16 protein-coding genes are annotated in these 22,813 nt (G+C 36.4%); 5 read left to right on the top strand and 11 right to left on the bottom strand.

Annotation, left to right across the window (positions count from 1 at the left end):
- Positions 1-2 precede the first annotated feature (2 nt).
- From MYP_RS05530 to MYP_RS05505, 6 genes are all read right to left on the bottom strand, one after another.
- On the bottom strand, positions 3-1,331 hold the full coding sequence (locus MYP_RS05530; RefSeq protein ID WP_045459696.1) for a hypothetical protein: 1,329 nt from the start codon (positions 1,329-1,331) through the stop codon (positions 3-5).
- 526 nt (positions 1,332-1,857) lie between these two features.
- Positions 1,858-4,077: a T9SS type A sorting domain-containing protein gene (locus MYP_RS05525; RefSeq protein ID WP_045459694.1), complete on the bottom strand. Its 2,220-nt coding sequence runs from the start codon at positions 4,075-4,077 to the stop codon at positions 1,858-1,860.
- Between the two features lie 373 nt (positions 4,078-4,450).
- Positions 4,451-5,713: a T9SS type A sorting domain-containing protein gene (locus MYP_RS05520; RefSeq protein ID WP_045459691.1), complete on the bottom strand. Its 1,263-nt coding sequence runs from the start codon at positions 5,711-5,713 to the stop codon at positions 4,451-4,453.
- Between the two features lie 251 nt (positions 5,714-5,964).
- A complete protein-coding gene (locus tag MYP_RS05515; RefSeq protein ID WP_045459689.1) occupies positions 5,965-6,729 on the bottom strand; it encodes a hypothetical protein in 765 nt (254 codons plus the stop codon).
- Between the two features lie 117 nt (positions 6,730-6,846).
- Complete coding sequence (gene dnaK, locus MYP_RS05510) at positions 6,847-8,757, bottom strand: molecular chaperone DnaK (protein WP_045459686.1); 1,911 nt, start codon at positions 8,755-8,757, stop codon at positions 6,847-6,849.
- A 178-nt stretch (positions 8,758-8,935) separates the two neighbouring features.
- A complete protein-coding gene (locus tag MYP_RS05505; RefSeq protein WP_045459682.1) occupies positions 8,936-9,523 on the bottom strand; it encodes a hypothetical protein in 588 nt (195 codons plus the stop codon).
- A gap of 158 nt (positions 9,524-9,681) precedes the next feature.
- Between MYP_RS05505 and MYP_RS05500 the strand changes: the two genes are divergently transcribed.
- Together MYP_RS05500 and MYP_RS05495 are read left to right on the top strand one after the other, a co-directional pair.
- Positions 9,682-10,722, top strand: coding sequence for a hypothetical protein (locus MYP_RS05500; protein WP_045459675.1), 1,041 nt, complete (start codon positions 9,682-9,684; stop codon positions 10,720-10,722).
- A gap of 5 nt (positions 10,723-10,727) precedes the next feature.
- On the top strand, positions 10,728-12,068 hold the full coding sequence (locus MYP_RS05495; protein WP_045459672.1) for a DUF5723 family protein: 1,341 nt from the start codon (positions 10,728-10,730) through the stop codon (positions 12,066-12,068).
- A 6-nt stretch (positions 12,069-12,074) separates the two neighbouring features.
- On the opposite strand, the gene rlmN is transcribed toward MYP_RS05495, so the two are convergent.
- Entirely contained in the window at positions 12,075-13,136 is a 1,062-nt protein-coding gene (gene rlmN, locus MYP_RS05490) for a 23S rRNA (adenine(2503)-C(2))-methyltransferase RlmN (RefSeq protein WP_045459670.1), read from the bottom strand.
- 177 nt (positions 13,137-13,313) lie between these two features.
- Between rlmN and MYP_RS05485 the strand changes: the two genes are divergently transcribed.
- The 3 genes from MYP_RS05485 (at position 13,314) to MYP_RS05475 (ending at position 17,651) form a co-directional block, all read left to right on the top strand.
- On the top strand, positions 13,314-14,078 hold the full coding sequence (locus MYP_RS05485; RefSeq protein WP_045459669.1) for a porin family protein: 765 nt from the start codon (positions 13,314-13,316) through the stop codon (positions 14,076-14,078).
- Positions 14,079-14,304: 226 nt separating this feature from the next.
- Positions 14,305-16,920: an ATP-dependent chaperone ClpB gene (gene clpB / locus MYP_RS05480; protein WP_045459667.1), complete on the top strand. Its 2,616-nt coding sequence runs from the start codon at positions 14,305-14,307 to the stop codon at positions 16,918-16,920.
- Positions 16,921-17,048: 128 nt separating this feature from the next.
- Entirely contained in the window at positions 17,049-17,651 is a 603-nt protein-coding gene (locus MYP_RS05475) for a HupE/UreJ family protein (RefSeq protein ID WP_081990408.1), read from the top strand.
- Positions 17,652-17,766: 115 nt separating this feature from the next.
- On the opposite strand, the gene MYP_RS05470 is transcribed toward MYP_RS05475, so the two are convergent.
- The 4 genes from MYP_RS05470 to MYP_RS05455 all read right to left on the bottom strand — a co-directional run bounded on the left by MYP_RS05470 (position 17,767) and on the right by MYP_RS05455 (position 22,800).
- The gene (locus MYP_RS05470; protein WP_045459655.1) at positions 17,767-18,423 is read right to left on the bottom strand and encodes a membrane receptor RagA; all 657 of its coding nucleotides are present in this window, start codon (positions 18,421-18,423) and stop codon (positions 17,767-17,769) included.
- A gap of 91 nt (positions 18,424-18,514) precedes the next feature.
- Positions 18,515-19,750 (bottom strand): MFS transporter, encoded by a 1,236-nt coding sequence (locus MYP_RS05465; protein WP_045459652.1) that lies wholly within the window; start codon positions 19,748-19,750, stop codon positions 18,515-18,517.
- Positions 19,751-19,807: 57 nt separating this feature from the next.
- Positions 19,808-21,886, bottom strand: a complete 2,079-nt coding sequence (locus tag MYP_RS24765) for a PD40 domain-containing protein (protein ID WP_156140343.1) — start codon at positions 21,884-21,886, stop codon at positions 19,808-19,810.
- Positions 21,886-22,800, bottom strand: a complete 915-nt coding sequence (locus MYP_RS05455; RefSeq protein ID WP_262506736.1) for a PorP/SprF family type IX secretion system membrane protein — start codon at positions 22,798-22,800, stop codon at positions 21,886-21,888. Before MYP_RS05455 ends, MYP_RS24765 begins: the two co-directional genes overlap by 1 nt.
- Positions 22,801-22,813 lie beyond the last annotated feature (13 nt).

Below are 22,813 nucleotides of genomic sequence, written 5' to 3'. Positions count from 1 at the left end.
TGTTAATTTAAATTAAAATGTTTAATCGAAGCAAATGAAAGGCCCCCTGCTTTCTGAAAGTATAAATCATAAAGTGAACTGTATTTGCCTCTGATATCCTTTTTGTATATGGAATATGGCTCTACTTGCCATGTTTCAGTATATCCACCGAGTTTCATAAATTCAAAGCAACCATTTAACAATTCTTCTCTTACCTCATATTTATCAGAAATGACATGTTTAGCATTCATTGGCTTGAAATAAACTCCTGAATTAAGAAACCAGGCAGAGATTCCCAGAGCAAAGGATTTATAAAGATCAAATCCTGACTCTACTGTTCCTTCTGCAATAATTTTAACCTCTTCATCCAGCTTATGCATCCTTAAGATCTTACTTGCAGAGACATAGAAGTCATCCTGATCTTTACCTTCATTTGCTGGATGAACCTGAAAAGATTTATAAAATTCAGCAGAAAGAGTGATAAAGTCCGGAATAGTTATTGACTTATTTATCTCACTGCAGAGGTCTGACAAACAACCTCTGTTGTATTTTGAGAGTTTAATACCTACAGGCTTTCCCATCGTGATACGTCTGATCTTCCAGACAAAACTCAGCAAATCTCTAATACAATCAACTCGATTTCCTTCATTGAAGAAGCCTGTTATCATTAGGGAAAGATCAATCTCTATCATCTTAACGCCGGGCTTCATGGCATTTTGAAGAAACAATTTCTCATTAAATCTTTCATTTAACATGAAAGGACCATTACTTTTTATCTCCAGCACAATGTCATTCTTATCAAATGTGTGATGGGAATCATGGTTATTCGCTTCTAATTGAAAGTAAAAACTACTATTCCGGAAATGGATAACATTCATAAAGTATGGCTGCATGCACTGACTACTTCCGATATGTACTCTTAAATCTCCCTTGGGCATTTCAGGACGATGCCCCGCAACTATCATAAATTCATCAGGCATGTAATCCGAATTTTTAATTGCAGAAGGGTCTGAAGCAGCAATAACGGACACATTCCTTATCTTGAGACAGGAAAGCCAGTAATACTTATTCCTTTTATCAGAAAGCAGCCGGAATGCTAAAGCTTTAATACTATGGCTCAACCAGTCTGAATTCCTAACAATTTTTTCATGAATAACAGCCTTCCTAAAATACCAGCTTTCAGACGAGATCACTCTCTGCAACACAAGAACAGATACAGTTAACAGAACACTGATAATAATAAGTACATCACTTGCAATATAGATAGCAATAAAAATTGTTATTGCTGTGAGGAATATGGCCGCCAGGAAAATTATTTTTTCTACTGGCTCAAGAAATATTTTTTTTATCATAGCTAAAGACGAATAATTAATAACAGAAACAGGAACTCAAAAGAAGTAACTGAATTCCCCGAACCCTTTAAATAAAAAAAGAATGGGTCGGGGATTAATTAATAAAGTCTTTAGAAGGAAGGGATAGAAGACTGTTACATATAAAGGTCCCATAACATACTGAATCTGCAGGGAGAGCAAAGCCCTGCCTGGTAGTAAGTTGTTGCAGATTATATGTTATAAAAAGATTTCCCATTATTAATCAAATCTACTAGATATAATTAACAATGGCACACTGTATTTTTACCTATACATCATCCATGAAAACACGGAACAATAAAATAAAATCGTCGCTAATATATCCTAGATCTCTAATTTCGAGAGCGAATATGAGTTAACAAGGTTTCATAATTAAAATAAGGAAATTCAATAAATCATTTTATGGTTAAACATGAGCAAGCAACAAAAGAATATACAAAGGAAAAAGAACAGGTTTAGGCTTTAAAGCCCAAACCTATTCTTAATGAATATGAACTATTAAATTCTATTATTCTTTTATCAGCTTTTGCTGATGGCGCAATTGACCATTTGGAGTGTAAAACTGAATGGTATAAAATCCTGCGTTTAATGATTCTACGTTTATTGCAGAGTTTGAAACGCCTTCTATACAATTTTGCCCGACAGCATTCACTATTTTATACTGATAGTTAACATCTCCATCCAGATAAATTATATTTTTGACCGGATTTGGATAAACTTTTACTCCTGCATCTAAAGGATTCCCTATTGATGTAGGTACGCTGAATACTTTAAATGTACAAGTTGAGTAGTTATTTAAGTCATCAACAGCTGTAATGGTTATAGTCATTCCATCTATCACTTTTTTACCAGCTGCAGGTGTCTGACTCACACTCGGATTGTCGTCACGATTATCAACCACTTCCACTAATTCAAGGAAGTTTGGCAATACGCTTTCTCCTGTTATTTGATCAGAAGGACAGGCTAAGAATGTTGGGCCTTCTGAATCTGTTAATGTTTTTACATTTTCCAGTTTATAAATGGAACCAATATTGCCTTTTTCATCTTCCTGGTACAGATAAATGGTATATGATGTACCCATTGCAAGACCAGTAATCGTTTTAGTGATAACTGTATTTACCTTATCAACTGGAATAGAACTGGCCTGGGTTGAATTCTGTCCTGAGCGTATAACGCTTTGTTTCGTTATAGTATTTGGTGTTCCTGCATAGATCGCATAGTATATTGTGCCTTTTTCTTTCGCTTTTACTTCAAGGTTAAATCCTTCATAAGCTAATTGCGACACTTTTGGATAGGACGCTTCCAATGGCAATACATTATGATCACCTCCAAACACCACATAGACAACCCCCTTGGACTGAGTATTCTCGCTACCTATTACTATATCTGCTTTGCCATCACCGTTAAAATCCTGACCTCCTCCAAGAGGGCGACCAATATTGGAAATAGATACTTCTTTAATTCTAAATCCTTTTGTTCCATCTAAATCAGCAAAATTAAACAATGCATCAAATCCGTTTTTTCTACCAAAAATTACAACTCCTTCTCCATTTGGACCAAAAGTTATAATATCGTTTATTCCATCTAAATTAAGATCACCTGCAGGAGCGAATGGTGAATAAGTACCTGGCAGTTCAAAACCATTGACCCCATTTAATGTATTGGCTCTTGTTAACACTGCAGGAAAAGGTTTGGATGATCCCATTATCACACTGTTATCTGAAAAGAAATCATCAATACCATCACCATTTACATCTCCAACCTTACCTACCCACTTCAAAAATCCACTGCCATAATTTTCAATGGCAAACCCATTGGTTCCATCTAATGTATTGATATTTATCAACGCAGGAAAAGGAGCTGGTCTGCCAAATACCACATGAGTTAGCTTGGCATCTTCTGTTATACTATTTGCCCAATTTCCTATAATGATATCATCATAGCCATCGTTATTAATATCACCGGCAGAACCAACATGATAAGAAGGCCTGGATGTATTATTAGCAGCGGACACCTTAAAGCCATTGATTCCATCAACATAAGTTGAAGTAACAGTAGCAGGGAAGTTTCCATTTTTACCAAAAATCACCCAGGTTTGCCCACTCCAATGTGCCTGCCCTAGAATGATATCACTAATGCCGTCGCCATTCACATCACCAGCACCCGTTATTTCATTGATACCGCTTTGATCTATGATAAACCCATTCGTGCCATTAATATCGATAGCAATTATTGATGCCGGAAATCTACTTTTTTTACCATACAGGATAATGTGTTTGCTACCCTCTGACCCAATGACAATGTCATCAATTCCATCATTATTAACATCTCCTAATCCTTTTACAACCCTTCCTCTTCTTTCATCTACTGCGATTCCTTGCACAATAAACCCATTGGTACCATCAAGAGAGCTAAGATCAAAAGTAGAAGCAAATGGTTTATTTGAACCGAATATAATATAAGCTGTACCTCCTAACTTAAACCCAGTGTTGTTTTGCTCCTGAGAACCAATTGCTATATCATCAAATCCGTCTCCATTCAGGTCTCCAATAAAATCTAAATCTGATCCAATTCTATCTCCAGTGTTAAGTGCAGGTACGGCAAATCCGTTTGCGCCATTTAAACTATTGACGTCCAATATGGCTGGATAATTTTGAGCATAAATAGTGCTTGAAATAAATAAGCAGCAAAGTACACCACCAAAGGCTTTAAAATGTTTTAAAAACATAATGAACTAAAATTTTAATACGTAATGCAAGATACGAAATCACCAAGGGCATTCAAATCAGTGCATCTATGTAGGTATAGCTATTTACCTTTAAAATCAACGCCTGTACGAAAGTTTAATATGCCTAAGCTTCAGCAAGGTACAAACCAAACTAACTGTATCAGACAAAAAAAATCAATATTTTAACAATCCACGTCAATTAACAAACATTGTAAATACTGTCATGAATACCTGTTATGAATTGATATCCGTATTTTAATTAGGTTTTCAGAATTATTTCCAAAAATTACTGAGAACCAAACGATCTTGCTTTCATTAAAGGAAAAGGGAGAACTTTGACATCCTCCCTTTTTTAATCTTGTGGCGTTTAAATTTATTCTTTAACAATTTTTTGAATATTAATGCCACCGGACTGACTAGCCACTTTGAGAATATATATTCCGGAAGGGACATTTTCAATTGCAACATTTCCCTTTCCCCCTGAAATTGTTGTAGATAAAACCAAATGATTATTCATATCAAACAAATAGACCTGCATATCTTCTTTGCTTACCCCTTCAATATTCAGAATATTTTTACATGGATTAGGATAAGCAGCCATCTGAAACCCGGAATTCCGGGAAGGTTGCCCTGATGAAGTCACTTCACCATCGACTTCATAAACAGTTCTGTACTTAAAGTTTATTCCTGTTGATTGAAAGTCTGTAGAGCCAACTTCCTTACCTTCATATATTGTTTCTGTCAATGCGCCATTTGAATTATAGGTATTGGTAGTCAATTCAGAAGATATAAACTTCCATTTATTGTTAAACCAAACTTCATAAGAATAACCTGTATTATTCCCTTTAATATCAACAGGAAAAGAAATCCTCGAAAATAACACAGGCCCTGAACCATAGTCTGCCTGTTGTATCATAAAGGTATTACCCTGAGCATCTTTTGTGTGTACCTCGTCAAATGAATAAGACCAGGTTTTCGTCTTAGAATCATATACCTCTACCCATCCAATTTTGATACCCTCACTAACTGTTGTATAAGTAGTCCTTTGGTCATCGCCGAAAACATTTCGTTCTTCAATTATTCCAGAAGAAAACCTTTCCCTCTCAAAATCTGTCCAAACCATATTTGAGTATTTTTTTATTAATTGCTTTGATCCAGATTCCCAGTTATACTTCTCCACGATATCGGGATACTCAAGTGTACTATTAGAAGTCGAATAAACGGTTTGTTCTTTCCACCCCCAACTTACCCCATCACTTGAGCCAAAGCTCTCAAACCTTACAAGATAACCCTTTAGATCATATGTTCGAATTTCCTTATTTGAAGCAACAAAAACATTATTGACATATCGGTAAGCAATATTTCCAGTCTCTTTTCCCTGGTCATTATAGGAATAACTTTTCTTAGAAGAAGTATCTCCTTGAGAATTAAAGTATAGCTCTGATATCAGATTATTGTTAGCATCGTATTCAAATTCAGAAACACCAGTATACTCCCATGTATTAAAAGTATAGTTCCAGCTATAATAATTCGCCTTTTTAGGTTGCCCATCAATTGTCGTAGCTATTCCAGCTTTAGCATCTTCTCTTTGCAAGGCCAATAATAGCAAAAGCAAGGGCAATAGTAGATTTTTCATTTTTATAAAAAGTTTGTTTTAAAAAGATATAATTAAAATATTCTTAAGTGTAATTAAAAGCGAATAGAGCCAGCATGAAATTAGAATGTGCCATTTACTCTCTCTCTTATTTATCAATTGCCTTAATAAGTTCCACTTTCTCACTTTCAAATTCAGGGCCTGTGTAAGAATGCAAAAAATCCTCGATTTGCTCCGAAGATTATTCACCCTGAAAATTTAAATACTGGACTTCTTAGTTCTACTTCTGTTCCTTAAAGGTTATAATAAAACTGAATTCCGCATATATCCTCACATTCTGCATTGTCCTCTTTCATTTCTGATTCTGGACAACACTCATATCTGAATAAACGACTTAAGGGATCATAATCAAATGTGACTGTTTCTCCCATTCTATAATTTATGTCAAATTTTTTATTCACTATAAAACTATCTTGTCTGAATTCAACCTCCTTAAGAAAGTCTGAATAACATGTAGTACAAGACTTCCCTCCTCCTGTAATTATATAACGATTTTTTCCAAGTCCATAAACTCCACCAACAGGTAATTCATTATACAGAATATCATAATAAACCGAATCTTTTGTTTTATGAAACATCCAAATTGTGTACGATTGAAAAGTCCCTCCGCTATTTTCAAAAACATTTAACACTCCTGCCTGCTGATCCTCTGAAAACACAACTGCTTCCAGTGTTTTCAATTGCTCTGTATTTAATAAATTACCATGTAACAATTGGTCAAGATCGATCATTAATGAATTTTTATAAAAGGTCCATTTACTTCCATCTTCATCCTCTGAGTAGTTTAAATCTTCCATTTGTTTAACACAATGATTAATTTTATCTATTAAAAGTAGAACAGGGTCTGGCTTTCTTGTTAAGGAGTCCAGAGATATTTTTTTTAGAGAAACAGAGTCCTTTCTAACAGAATCATTTTCAATATTGCCATCTGACTTTTCCGAAACATTTTCTGTACACGAAAAAAGTGTAACTGCAATAAGGCAAAAAATAAGTCTCATTCTGAAATTAATAAGTTATTAAGAATACATTTTCAATTGTAGTTCCACAAAAAAAGCCCCGGAGTAAAACTCCAGGGCTTCATTGTTAAAACTTAAGAATTTATCACTTACTACTTATTACTTATTCTTGTTAGAATCAACTTCTTCGTAATCTACATCAGTAACTCCTCCTGTATCAGTCGGGCCTTGTCCGGCAGCACTGCCACCAGCTTCAGGACCAGCTCCCTGAGTTGCACTGTACATTTCCTGAGAAGCAGCTTCCCATGCTTTATTCAATGATGCAAGGGCAGTATCTATTGCCTCTACATTTCTTGATCCATGAGCTGTTTTAAGCTCTGCAAGGGCACTTTCTATAGCAGATTTATTTCCTGCAGAAAGCTTATCTCCATAATCTTTCAGTTGTTTCTCAGTCTGGAAGATCAATGAATCAGCAGCATTGATTTTCTCTGCGCTTTCTTTTTCTTTCTTATCTGCTTCTTCGTTTGCTTTAGCCTCGGCTTTCATCTTTTCTATCTCAGCATCTGTTAAACCTGAAGAAGCTTCAATTCTGATCTTTTGCTCTTTGCCTGTGCCTCTATCCTTAGCAGATACGTGAAGAATACCATTTGCATCGATATCGAATGTTACTTCAATTTGAGGAACTCCTCTTGGCGCTGGTGGTATTCCGTCAAGATGGAAACGTCCGATGGTTCTGTTGTCTCTTGACATTGGCCTTTCACCCTGCAATACGTGTATTTCTACAGAAGGCTGACTGTCTGAAGCTGTAGAGAATACTTCGGATTTCTTTGACGGAATTGTAGTGTTTGCCTCTATCAGTTTAGTGAACACACCTCCCATTGTCTCTATACCAAGAGAAAGAGGAGTAACATCAAGAAGAAGAACGTCTTTTACTTCACCTGTCAATACACCACCTTGAATTGCTGCACCTACTGCAACCACCTCATCCGGGTTAACTCCTTTAGAAGGTTTCTTTCCGAAGAATTTTTCAACTTCTTCCTGAATTCTAGGAATTCTGGTAGAACCTCCTACTAGGATTACTTCATTAATTTTATCTACTGAAAGACCAGCATCTTTAAGCGCTTTTTTGCAAGGCTCTAAAGTTCTCTTAATAAGAGAATCTGCAAGCTGCTCAAATTTTGCTCTTGTTAATTGTCTAACAAGGTGTTTAGGAACACCGTCAACTGGCATAATGTAAGGCAAGTTGATTTCAGTAGAAGTAGAGCTTGAAAGTTCAACTTTAGCTTTCTCTGCTGCTTCCTTTAATCTTTGAAGCGCCATTGGGTCTTTTCTAAGATCCAAGCCTTCGTCTTTTTTAAATTCTTCTGCCAACCAATCTATGATCACCTGGTCGAAGTCATCACCACCAAGGTGTGTATCACCGTTAGTAGATTTTACTTCAAATACGCCATCACCTAATTCAAGAATGGAGATATCGAAAGTACCGCCCCCAAGGTCAAATACTGCGATAACCATATCCTGATGTTTTTTATCAAGGCCATAGGCAAGTGCTGCTGCTGTAGGTTCGTTGATGATACGTTTTACTTCAAGACCAGCAATCTGACCTGCTTCTTTAGTTGCCTGTCTTTCTGCATCGTTAAAATATGCTGGTACAGTAATTACGGCTTCTTTAACTTCCTGACCCAGATAATCTTCTGCCGTAGTTTTCATTTTCTGAAGGATCATCGCTGAAAGCTCCTGAGGAGTATAATGTCTGTCTCCTATTTTTACTCTTGGAGTATCATTAGGTCCTTTTTCAACAGTATAAGTAACATTTGAAGCTTCTTTAGTTACTTCAGAATATTTCTTACCCATGAATCTTTTGATAGACATAATGGTATTCCTCGGATTGATAATCGCCTGACGCTTTGCAGGATCTCCGACTTTTCTTTCCCCATTGTCAAGGAAAGCAACAATAGATGGAGTTGTTCTCCTACCTTCGCTGTTGGCAATTACAACCGGTTCATTTCCCTCCATAACAGACACGCAGGAGTTCGTTGTACCTAAGTCTATACCAATAATTTTTCCCATAAATAAATATTTTAAAAGGTTGTTAATTTTCTCTGTTGCTTCTTCCTATAACAATGGTTATGCCAACAGGAATTCCGAACTGACAATATGCCATTCTGACATAATCCCGAAAAAATGGAAAGAAAAAGATGAAAAATAGGCAAAGAATAAGTCCTTTGCCTGACAAAAAGCTTATTGATTATTTTATTGCTGCAGTGGGAGTTGAGATCGGCGCAGGAACAAAATCGACCTGAATATCGTGTACTTTTTCATTTCCTAATTTTTTCATAGTTATTAAAACTTCAGGTGTCTGCCATATTGCATTTTTATTGGTAACAGTTTTGGGTTCACCATTTCTCTGAGTTAAAAAAACTTTTAATTCGTCAAAGTATTGAGCCTGTGACTGCTGGTCTTCCGGATACACATTAAGCTGTATCTTATTTATCTTCAAATCTTTGCCGTAAAAATAGGAGACTTCAGCCTCTTCAAGTTCATTGACCTCAAAAAGATAGTCAAGATAAGTCTTTTCCGTTGAATCTCTTTGGGTATCCGATTCTAAAGCACTGACCTCCTCTTTGGTCATACCAAAAGTTACTCCTCTGAATACTCCGCTGTCTGCTTTAAGGATTTTTATCATTTCTGTTCTCAGCGTATCAATACCAGATACAATTGTATCTGTGTCTGCTGACTGTTCGCTCACTTGTTCCTCCTTCTGAGATTTATCTTCTGAGCAGGAAAAAAGACAAGCAAAGACTACCAATATCCCTGCAATACTTCTATAATTCATTTTCTATAAATTAAATACCCTAACTATTAATACACTGCTATATTAATAAAACTTTGCCAACCGTTAAAGTTTTTGAACGTTAATGAACTAAATCGGACAAATTTTATCATTCAATGAAATTGACTATCTTTAACCAATATGTGACTTTTTTTAACTCAATGAAATCAGAACGCTTTTTGTTTATTATTCTTTTATTTCTCTTTTCCTGCAATCTTAAACAAGACCATGACCTGGAACCAGATTGGAATGCCCAGATTTTGGGACCATTGGTTAAAGAGGATCTCAGTATAAATGAAGTTCCGGACATAGACAGTTTTGCATATGTAAACGCTTTCAGTCTGGAAAAAGACTTTGGGATTACTCAGAAAGAACCGATAAAAATAAAAGATGTACCTGAAATCGGCCCTTTAAGTCTTCCTCCTAACCACCTTGATTTGACAGAGACTTTTAAATCTGCCGAGGTAGAATCAGGAGAGATTTATTTTGTACTTACCAACAACCTTCCCTTTGATGTAAAACCAGGGGTTATTGTTAAAATAAGCCAGAGTGGTGACCCTCTTGATGATCCTCTTGTAAACCATGAACTACCTTTGGGGCTTCCTGGTAATGGAGGTGTTTACAAAATGCCTGCTCTCAATCTGAATAATAAAATATTACTTCCGGAGTTGGATCTGCAGATTCTCAACTTTGCAACCCAAAAAAGCACAAACTCAGAAGATCTTGACCCTTCCAAAGAATTTAAAATAGAAGTCTACATTGATAAATTGAAGTTCAAATCGATCACTTTGTCGCAGGGCAATACATTCAATGTAGAAGAAACGGTAGATTTAAACCTAAAGGGAACAGATATCAATGCTCAATCCCTTTCCGGAAAGTTATATACTTTTGCCAACAATGGCATGCCTTTAAAATTCAGTCTTCAGTTGTACTTCCTCGATGGCTCTTATACAGTCCTGGACTCCCTGTTCAACACCGATCCAACTATTCAGGAACCTGAGATCGCAAATGGTGTAACTGTAACACCGAAAGAAACCAAAATAACGACCGAACTCAACGAAGCTAAAGCCAATAAAATAATCAACGCAGAATTCCTTCGAATTAGATTCAATGCTGCCAATCCTCCTGATGTAACCATCAACAAGGATAATCTTTTGAAATTTCAGCTCACTGGGGATCTAGACGTTGCAATAAAAAAATAATTTTCATGAGAAATATTTTAACAGCACTGTTCATTTTTTCAACAGGAATATTTGCTTCAGCTCAAAATAATATGGGCACGAGGTATTGCAACTACAATGACCTGAATGCTTCCAAATATTCTCCATCCGAGTTGGATCTAGGAAACAAGCATGCACAGATTGGCATCAATAGTTATATCTGGATGGGCAATACAACTTTTGATTATAAGACAGCCAAAGAAATTTATCAAAAAGGATTAATACAGAATCAGGATGTCAATAAAATTTTATCGAAACTGAATAAGGAAAACCTTTTTGGGGCAGGGCTAGATTTTCAGTTATTGGGAGTGGCAGTCCAATTTAAGACTAAATCCGAAAAAAAGTTGGCGTTTTCTCTGGGGGTAAATGAAAGATCTGGTACAAGTTTTTTATTTGGTGAGAACTTTTTGAAGCTTGCTTTAAAAGGGAACAAGCAATTTGCCGGACAACGTGTGGACCTGGGGCCTGCTAGTTTAAATGTGAACTACCTGAGAGAGTATGCAGTTGGTGCTGCTATTCCAGTTATCGGAAAAGAAGATGGATTTGGAATAAGAGCCGGGGTTCGGTTAAAATATCTGGCTGGTATTGGCTCCATATATATGCGTCCTGCAAATGGGTCAATGTATACAGATCCTGAAGGACGTTTTATAGATTTTGATTTTAACTATAAGATACAGACTTCAGGAATTGATAATATCAATCTTTGGAACTCTAATGGAAAAGGCTATGGAGCAGATGCAGGTCTAACTGTTTTTCTCAATAAATACCTTCAATTTACCACAAGCATATTAGACATCGGAGCTGTAAAATACGATAAAGAAGTTACAACCTATGAACGCTCAGGGCAGGTAAAATATGAAGGATTGATCATTAGCAGATTTTTCGGAAGTCAGAAATACAGCACTGATACACTGGCCCAGATTTTTGATCCGATAAAAACCAAAGGTGGTTCATATAAAACACCATTAAGTACGAGACTTGTGATTGAAGGAAAAATCAAAACCCCAAGAACATCCAAAAAAGATGATCAGACTTATAATTCCAATACCATCTTCTTTACTTATATTCAGGGGTTTCAGAATCTTCCTGGCTCTACAACAAAGTCCTTTTTCAGCATAGGTTACAATCATGACTTTCATAGAGTATTTAATGGAGGGGTTCTACTTTCCGCTGGTGGTTATAATAAAAAAGCTGTAGGTGCTTTTTTCAGCTTTAAAATAGGACAAAGTTTTAAGTGGGGATTTAGTTCGGATAACCTTACCGGCTTTATTTTTCCTCAGCATGGAAAAGGAGCAGATTTTGCCACTAATATTTCAGTTGCCTTTTAGGGAGTCTTAGGCAACTGATCCTGGTTTCTCTTTGATCGCAAGCTGACCGCAGGCGGCATCTATGTCTTTGCCCCTGCTTCTGCGAACATTCACCGTAACACCTTTAGCTTCCAGAAATGCTCTGAATTTTTCAATTCTATCTTCTTTAGCATTCACATATGAAGCTTCCGCAATCGGGTTGTATTCTATAATATTGATTTTACAAGGTATGATTTTACTGAATTCATATAGTTCCCGGGCATCCTCAATCTTATCATTCACATCATGGAATACGATATATTCATAAGTAACCCGTGTGCCTGTTTTTTTGTAAAAATATCTTAACGCCTCTCCTAATGCTTCAAGACTATTTGTTTCGTTGATCGGCATGATCTCATTTCTCTTCACATCATTTGCAGCATGTAACGACAAAGCCAGGTTAAATTTCACCTCATCATCCGCAAGTTTTTTGATCATTTTGGCGACCCCTGCAGTAGAAAGTGTTATCCTTTTGGAAGCCATATTTAAGCCTTCCGGAGACGAGATCATTTCTATTCCCTTCAAAACATTGGCATAATTGAGCAAGGGTTCTCCCATTCCCATAAATACAATGTTTGTTAAAGGTGTATTATAATGTTCCTCTGCCAGCTGTCTTATCAAAACAACCTGATCATATATTTCTCCAGGCTCAAGATTTCTCTTCCTTTCCATATAACCTGTAGCGCAGAATTTACAGGTCAAAGAGCAACCTACCTGAGAAGAAACACAAGCAGTCATGCGATCATCAGCAGGAATCAGAACTCCTTCTACCAGATTACCATCAAAAAGTCTGAAACCTACTTTAATGGTCTTATCCGAACTCACCTGCTTTTGAGCAATTGTAACCTTCTGAAAAGCAAAACTTTCTTTTAAAAGATCACGTGTTTTAATAGATAGGTTTGTCATTTCATCAAAAGATGACGCGCTTTTATTCCAAATCCATTCATAAATCTGTTTTGCCCGAAATCCCTTTTCTCCCTTCTCTTCCAGAAAGTTTTTCAGATCCTGAATAGTTTGCTTGCGAATGTCTTTTAAAACCTGAGTGCTCATGGTACAAAGGTACAAATTATCCCTTTAATTAACTGATCCAAGCTAAAACATATATGGACGATATAAAATTCACATCGAAATTCTGAACAGTTATATCAAAGAATCCGTTAAAGTCGTGTTTTTTCAGAGAATTGAATAGGATTTTTTTTTACTTTTGTATTACCAAAATAAGTTCGTATGAAAAAAGCATTACTTTTCCTCGCATTTTTATGTTGCGTATCTGCTTCATTGGCACAGGTAACGCTGGGAGTTTATTATTTCCCGTCCAAAACTGGAATTCTGACCAACAATTATGACCCTCAATACGATAGCAAAAATACATTTGCAGGTGGAGCGGGTATGAATGTGGACTTTAGGCTGGACAGAGCTACAATATTTCAAACAGGCTTATTTTATGCCTCTCATAATCAAAAATTTACTTCTGAGCTTCAATATCATCCCACTGATACAGCGACTATATTAAAAGGTAAAAGGAGACTTGATTATATCAAAGTTCCCTTATTCCTTCGTGTTTCTCATAAATTAACTAAAAAAACTGATTTTGTAATTTATGGTGGTCCTCAGCTGGGATATCTTATAAAAGGTGCAGGAGGAAATGTTATCTACACTCGTAGAGAAGAAGACCCTAATCTGACAGCATTCTACGACCTTCCACCCTCTAAGAATGAATATTACAACAAATTTATCATTGATGCAGCTATTGGAGCCGGATTAGATGTTTACCTGTCTCAGCATTTTACTTTTAACACAAGTTTAAAGTTTGACTTCGGTATTACCAATACTTTAAATAAAAAAGCTAAAACCAATGCTGATATCCCTGTAACCTACTACGATAACTACAAGCAATTCTACCATAACTATACATTCGCTCTATTGCTTGGAGTAACTTATCATTTCGGAAATGACCATCTGTTGTCCCCAACAATGAGAGGTAGAAGATAATTTGAAAGGCGATCCTTCATTTCAAAAGCCGGAATTCAAACTATTGAATTCCGGCTTTTGCCATTTTTACTGAAAAGAAAAATCCCCAACCACAAAATCAGGCCAAATTGTCATTCAAAACTTCAAAAACAAAAACAAAAAAATGACATTTTTTCCTATTCTAGAAATTATGCACCAATGGACGAAAGTTTGATGTTTTGGATTTAGAATAAAAGTTACTTAACCTATGAACTTTAATAATTATACAATAAAAGCCCAGGAAGTCATTCAAAGGGCTACAGAAATAGCCGGAAGCCACCAGCAACAGGGGGTTGAATCCGGACACATTTTAAAGGCCATACTCGAATCTGATGAGAATATGATTGCCTTTCTTTTAAAGAAACTTAACGTTAATAAGAATCTTTTTGAAACCAAACTTGATGAAATCATCCGCTCTTATCCAAAAATGAGTGGAGGAAGTCCATTTCTTTCCAATGATGCTAATCAGGCTTTGGTAAAAGCAAGCTCTTTTTTGAAGGAATTTGGGGATCAATATGTAGCCGTTGAACACCTGCTACTTGGTATTCTGGCCGGAAGAGATAAAACGGCAACATTGATGAAAGATGCAGGCTTTACTGAAAAACATCTTAAAGTCGCTATTCATGAGCTAAGAGGTGGTTCAAAAGTAACCGACCAAAACGCGGAAGCAAAATACAGGTCTTTGGAAAGATACTCCAAAAACCTTAACGAACTTGCAAAAGCAGGTAAAATAGATCCTGTAATCGGAAGAGACGAAGAAATTAGAAGGGTTCTTCAGATACTTTCAAGAAGAACCAAAAACAACCCTGTTCTTCTTGGTGAACCAGGGGTTGGTAAAACTGCTATTGTGGAAGGATTAGCCCAGAGAATTGTCAATGGGGACGTTCCTGAAAATCTGAAATCAAAGACTGTTGTATCTCTCGACATGGGGCTCCTTGTTGCGGGAGCAAAATACAAAGGTGAATTTGAAGAAAGATTAAAATCAGTCATCAAGGAAGTAACGGATTCTGAAGGAGAAATCATTCTGTTTATTGATGAAATCCATACCTTGATTGGGGCAGGCGGAGGAGGTGAAGGAGCTATGGATGCTGCCAACTTACTAAAGCCCGCGCTTGCCAGAGGTGAGCTGCATGCAATTGGAGCAACTACCTTAAAAGAGTATCAAAAATATATAGAAAAAGATAAAGCTCTGGAAAGAAGGTTTCAGGCAGTGATGGTGGACGAACCGGACCTTCAGGATGCAATATCAATATTGAGAGGTATCAAGGAAAAATATGAAGTACACCACGGTGTACGGATAAAAGATGACGCTATTATTGCAGCCGTAGAACTTTCTAACAGATATATCTCTGATCGCTTTCTTCCAGACAAAGCAATTGACCTTATGGACGAGGCAGCTTCCAAGCTGAGGATAGAAATTGACTCTTTGCCGGAAGAACTCGACGAGGTACAAAGGAAAATAATGCAACTTGAAATTGAGCGTGAAGCTATCAGAAGGGAAAATGATAAAGAGAAAGAGGCTCAGCTTTCTAAGGACATTGCAGAGTTAACAGATAAGCGAAATGAACTGAAAGCTCAATGGCAAAATGAGAAAACGCTTATAGAATCCATTCAGAAAGAAAAGGAAAATATTGAGAAATATAAAAACGAAGCAGAACAGGCCGAACGCTCCGGTGACTATGGAAGAGTGGCAGAAATAAGATACGGGAAAATAAAAGAGAGTGAAAAGAATCTACAGGATCTTCAAAAGCAGATTCAGGAAACTCAGGCAGGTGGAAGTTCTATGCTAAAAGAAGAAGTCACTGCTGAAGATATTGCAGAAGTAGTAGCCAAATGGACAGGAATTCCTGTAGCAAAAATGCTACAAAGCGACCGTGAGAAATTACTTCATCTCGAAGAAGAACTTGGGAAAAGAGTTGCGGGCCAGACTGAAGCTATTGAGGCTATTTCAGATGCAGTTAGAAGAAGCCGTGCAGGTTTGCAGGACCCAAAAAGACCAATTGGTTCTTTCATTTTCCTGGGAACGACAGGTGTAGGTAAAACAGAGTTAGCCAAGGCTTTAGCAGAATTCTTATTTAACGATGAAAATGCAATGGTCAGAATTGATATGTCCGAATATCAGGAAAGGCATTCTGTAAGCAGACTTATAGGAGCGCCTCCGGGATATGTGGGTTATGAAGAAGGAGGACAACTGACTGAAACTGTACGAAGAAAACCTTACTCTGTAGTGCTGCTTGATGAAATTGAAAAAGCGCATCCGGATGTATTTAACATTCTGCTTCAGGTGCTTGACGATGGAAGGCTCACTGATAACAAAGGACGTGTTGCCAATTTCAAAAACACAATTATCATAATGACCTCTAATATCGGAGCAAACCTTATTCAGGAAAATTTTGCCGAGATTAATGAGTACAACGAAGAAGAGGTTGTTGAAAGAACAAAGGTTGATGTTATCGAACAGCTGAAAAAATCCGTTCGTCCGGAATTCCTTAACAGGGTAGATGAGATCATTATGTTCAAACCTCTATCAAGAAGAGAAATCAGGAAAATTGTGGATATCCAATTCAAAGGTATTCAGAAAAGGCTTGAGGAAAGCGGTATAAGAATAGAAGCTTCACCTGAAGTATTGGAGAAACTTGGAGAATTGGGATTTGACCCTCAATTTGGAGCAAGACCACTAAAACGCGTGCTTCAACGCCATATTTTAAATGAACTCTCCAAAGAAATATTATCGGGAGTTATAAAGAAAGATGAAGTCGTAGGTATTACTCTTGATGAAAACGATAACATTCAATTCTTAAACCTTGAATCTATAAAAATTTAACTTGTTAAAATTCCTAAAAGGCTGCCCAAACACACAGGCAGCCTTTACTTTTTCCCTCTTTTTTAAGCTATTAAACCTTGATCCAGACTAAATCGTATAAAGTAATATAAAGATAAATCATTGGCGTTATGTCAGACTTTGTCCACTATTTCAGTTTGGGATTTATCAAAATAACCTATCTGGATTTATTTGTACATATCCTCTTTATAACAGCATTGTGCGGGGTTTATACCTTCAAATCTATCCGGCTCATTGCAACTTATATAGGGTGCTTTATTTTAGGATATCTTATTACATTCTTTTTATCAGCATTCGAAGTAATAAATATCCCTACGACATTGCTTTTTTACCTTCTTCCTTTAACAACAATTGTTGTTTCTATTTCCAACTTCTTTCTCAAAAAGAATGCTTTTACTAACAAATATTCACCACATAATTACAGATATTTTCTAGCTCTTGCCGGTGGGTTGCTTCATGGTCTGGATTTGCCTGTTGCCATTGAAACAGTTCTAAAATCCGATAATTTATTTCTTCCAATGCTTGGTTTCATTGTGGGTGTTTTATTTGCTTTGCTTTTGATAATTTCATTCTTGTTAATTACAGTATTTATTATCACCTATTTATTGAGAGTAAACATCAGAGAATGGAATTTAATATTATCAGGGGCCTGTGCAGGCATTTCAATTTACATTATATTGAATGCGCTTTTTTATTCTACTGCATTGAAATAAATATTTCAATACCCGAAATTTCCTTCTCCCAAAAAAATGAGTTAGAAGTTATATGTACCTAAAAATCAAACTAAATCTAAAAATCAAAATATACATTTTAGGCCTTTAAATGGAATTAATAATCATCATTTCCATATTTTTCATTTTCTTCCTTCTTCTTGTTTTTAAGGCCTCCATTACGTGCAGAGTTTAAAAAGTTAGACCATGCAAAAGGATTTAATAAACTTAATGTTGGGGCATAAAATCTATTTTCCACTCTTGCAGTTTGCTGCTGCATATAATAATTATGATTATTCTTACTATTCGCCTCTTGTGTATATAACATTCTCCTCATAACCTGCTCATTCAGGTTTTTATGCATATTGTCATAAGAATTATCATTAAGCTTGAGCGAGAGAAAAGCTTCTTTAAATATTTTTTCTGTAGGCCAGGGAAAAACTTCAACAGTAGGCAAAATGGATGTATCACCCAATAACTCAATAACAAGGCTCAATTTATTTGTGTCTTTTGGAACAATAAAAAACTTTTCCTTAAACCCTAATGATTTGATTACGATACTATCGCCCCCCAATGCAGGCATAGAAAAATATCCGAGATAGTTAGTGATGGTTCCCCTTCCGGATTTTGGTGTGTAAATAGTTACTCCTGGTATTCCGTAAGCACTGTCACCTCCAATTACAAGTCCTGAAAGCTGAACGATATTTTTCCCATTTTGCCCCATTGAAATGAGGGAATAGGAAAGAAAAAGCAGGATAAATAAAATTCTTCTCATAATTCAAGACACTAAAGGTAACGGAATTTTGCCTGAATAATTATAGCCTTAGAGGAATTTATTGAACGTTACCTTCACGACATTTAGTATTTTAACTCTGCTCTTCCAGAATAAATGCAGCGAAAATGCAAATAATTGTGGCACAAATCCCGATAACCCCAAGAACATCAAAATTACAGAGCAGGTTTTCTTCGGTGTAAATTATTTTTCCACTAATAGCAGTCGCTGCACTTCCTGCCAATAACTGGATAGAAGAATTAATTGTAATAAACCGGCCGCGATGCTCACTGGGAAACAATGAATTTACCAAGGTAAGGCCAGACATTTGCCTCGCAGTGGAAAGGCAGAAGAAGAGGGTTGTTATCAGTAATGTTGCGTTTTTTTCAGTGAAAGGAAATGTTGTGAGCAATAACAAAGGGATGATGGAAACAAAATTAAGCAGCAGAAATACGTTCTGCTTTCCAAATTTATCAATAAGAAAACCTACAATAGGGTTAACAAACAAAGCCGCAAGTCCTCCATAGAAGAACATTAATGCTATTTCTTCTGTAGAAAAGTAAAAATTTGTTGATACGTATGCACTTAGGAATGGTAAAATAGTTGCCCCGCCTGCAAATGTCAATAAAGACATAAAGACAACAGGCCAGATAAAATTTGCGCTTAAGACAACTGACCGTAGCCTAAGCGAGACAGTTGATCTACTTTTTGTTGTTGACTTCCTTGTGCTGGGTAAGAAAAAATATGTGAGTGTCAACACTATGAAATTAATGGATAAAAGCACCAAGAAAGGGAATTTCCACCCATAATTGTTTGAGAAATATACTGCAGCAGGTACCCCAACAATTGTCGCCATACCATTAGCAATCATTACGAAACTCGTCGCTACTCCGAGTTTCTTCAATGAAAATTTCTCACCCAGATAAATCATAACGAGCGAAGACATTACCCCACCGAAGGCTCCGGTAAACATTCTTGCCAGCATAAAGAAATAATAGGTATTCGCTATATAACTTAATATTGAGCCGGTAAGGAAATAAAACAAACAAAACAATAAAGCCTGTTTCCTGTCAAACCGATCTATAAAAAAAGAAGAAAAGAACCCTGCTATCGCCGCAGTCAGTGTATAAGCCGATATAATCAACCCATATTCATCCGGACGTATCTGAAATGACTTCATGATCTCCGGACCAAGGGGTAATATTACTATATAGTCAATGACAAAAGTAAATTGAATACACGCCAAAAGGAAGATTAGCGCAATTTCCCTGAGAGTAGTTGAGCTCTCTTCTTTAGTTGAAAAATCATTTAATGCGACCTGAGTTGACATACTTCAAATTTATCCAACATTTACGGTAAAATTGGTTGATGAGTTAATAGAACAGTGTCAATAGATTTCATCCTTTTTCCTTTTTCTTAATTGTAGTCTGTTAACTTTTTCAGGGACAAAAGTACTCATCCAGACATATCTGTCTTCAGACTTCAAAAATAAAGAATATCTCCCTGATTCCCACGCACTAAATTTAAATTTCCCGTCCTTATCTGTCTTTATTATTTCTTCTTCCCCTGTAAGTTCATTGGACAAAATCAAAGAGTCCGTTGGTGATGGGTGGTCCAGAGTATCAAGCAATACACCTTCACATTCTTTATATTTCAGAGGAGCAAGTTCAAGAGTGATAAACGTCAATACAGAACCTTTCCGTTTTCGCTGAACAGGTTCAAGCTTATAAATGCCTTTCACACCTTTATATTCAGCATAAAAAATATTGGTAGTATCCTTATTAATTTCACATGAAAATTCTCCAGCTTTATTTGTCTTAATCACTTCAACAGAATCATTTGAAAAATCAAAAACCTTCACCATACAATTTCTAACCATGGAAGTATCTTTTATCACTCTTCCTTTAACAAAGGATTTTTTTACCTTCTCCATTATTATTTTATTCCTCACAATATTTTCATATCTCGAGGTAAAATAAAGCTCAGTTTGGGATACCTTATAATCATCCTTTACTGCCTCCACCAGATAATACCTTCCAGGCATCAGATAGCAGGAGAATGTTCCTTTATTAGAGCTCTTAACAACCCATTCAATTTTGCCGGTTTCTTTATCAGAAATTTTTACTGTAACGCCTTTTAAAGGCAGCGCTTTTAGTTTATCAAGCAACACCCCTTCATACTTTATTTTATGGATGATGATCCTGTAAATATCATCTCCTCCAGACTTTTTCCGGTTACTGGAAAAAAATCCAGTTGAAGTATTGTCTGTAAGTATTAAAGAAAAATCATCTTTTGAGCTATTTAAAGGAGCTCCAAGATTTATAGGCTTTGACGCATGTTTTAAATCAACAAAAAATAGGTCAAGTCCTCCCATACCAGGTAACCCATTGGAAGAAAAATACAGGCAACTGTCCCTTGAGACAAAGGGAAACATTTCATTTCCTGAAGTATTAATTGACGCGCCCATATTTTCAGGCATCATCCATGCTCCATTGTGGAAGATACTTCTGTAAATATCTGTTCCGCCATAGCCGCCGGGCATATCTGATACAAAATAAAGACAATTTGTATTTTTATCAAAGAAAGGATGACTTACAGAGTAGCTTGGATTATTAAATGGTAATGCCTGAGGTTTGGTCCACTTTCCATTCTGATCCTTTTCAGCATAAAATAATTGCAAACGCTTGGTATCTTTTCCAATTGCAGTTTCATTTTTAGAAAAGACAGCTTTTCTACCATTTTCAAAAAATGTAACAGGACCTTCATTTAACCCTGTATTAAAATCTGTAAATTTTTGAAGCTTCCCAAATCCCGAATCACCTGCAAATTCAACATAATACAAATCAAGAAAGTTTTTCTGATCTGCGGCATCAACATTCTTTACCAGTTCAATCGTTTTTCTGTTAGAGACAAACACAAGTCCTTTCTGATAAAAGGTTGGACAATATTCTGACGCAGAGGAATTAATAGGTAGTTCCTTTACACTGTAGAATAAAGAATCTCTAAAGAAAGTATCATAAGCATCTAACCCTCTTTTTTTAGATTCGGCTATTGCCCTTTTGCTCAAACTTTCTTTACTATACAGATCATACCAAATTTTAGCCTCGTCCTTCTTTCCATTGATCACCAGTGCCTCTGCAAGATGCAACTTATAATCAGCCAGATTTACAATGGCATTGTTTCTTTTAAATCCTTCCTTATACCAGTATTCGGCTTCAGTTGTATTGTTAAGCTTCCAGTAGCATTCACCTATTTTAAATCTGATATCGGCATTTCCGGTATCTTTCTTCGCTATACGCTGGAACATCTCTCCTGCTTTTAAATAAGCCTGCTTTGCATAGAGATCTTCTGCCAGCTTCAAATCATTTTTAAAATGTGCAACTATATTTTTATCCTGACAATAAAGCACTGATGTCTTTAATAGCAATACAACAGCAACAATCAACTTCAGAAATGCCTTCATCATTAAAAATATCTTGGTGTAACAACTTTAGTTTTTGTATATGAAAAAAGATAACTAATCATAATTTCATGAGAACCAGTCTTAAATCCTGATAATTTTGAAAGACTATGATCATAGGAATACCCAAAACTGAGCTGATCATTAGCGTAGACCTGAGCCAGAAATATGAGCGAAGTTGCGCTTCTATATGAGACACCAAGCCAAAGAACTTCCTTATAGAGAAAATTTGCGTTATAATCAATCTGTACCGGAGCGCCTTCTATATATTTAATAAGCGTGCTTGGTTTAAATTTCAGATGCTCATTTATTTCAGCGACATAACCCGCGGTAAAAAAGTAATGATTCTTTAATTCCAATCGATTAGCTACATATTTTGAAGCCAGGAAATTGCTTGCCAGGTAAGGTACGGAAGCTCCTGCATAAAACTTTTTTGAATTGTAATAAATTCCAGCTCCAAATCCAGGGGTAATTGTATTATAATCTTCCTGCTGTAAAGTAGGGTCAGCAGTCTTGTAAGTCAAATCGCTGTATCTTGCCAGATAATTGGAAGCTCCAGCCTGGAGACCGAATGACAGAGTAGATCCGGAAGAAAGATGTAATCTGTAAGCGTAAATGATATTTAATGTTGTCTGGGTAAAAACTGATATACGATCATTGGTTACTAAAGCTCCCAAGGCCATCTTCTCTTTACGTATAGGTGTATGCGCTGAAAACGTAAGTGTCGAAGGCGCACCTTCTACCCCACTCCATTGTTTTCTTCCTGTAGCAGTGAAGTTTAAAGCTTCACTGGACCCGGCATATGCCGGATTAATCGCAAGCCCATTAAACATGTATTGAGAATACAACGTAGCCTGCTGGGCTTTGGTTACCAAAGACATCAAAACTAAACTAACCAGTAATATACTTATCCTGACCACGTGTACTTAAACC

It is taken from the genome of Sporocytophaga myxococcoides (genome assembly GCF_000775915.1).
Lineage (GTDB): Bacteria > Bacteroidota > Bacteroidia > Cytophagales > Cytophagaceae > Sporocytophaga > Sporocytophaga myxococcoides_A.
Note: the sequence above shows the minus strand (reverse complement) of the source record. Positions and strands in the feature narration are given on the sequence as shown.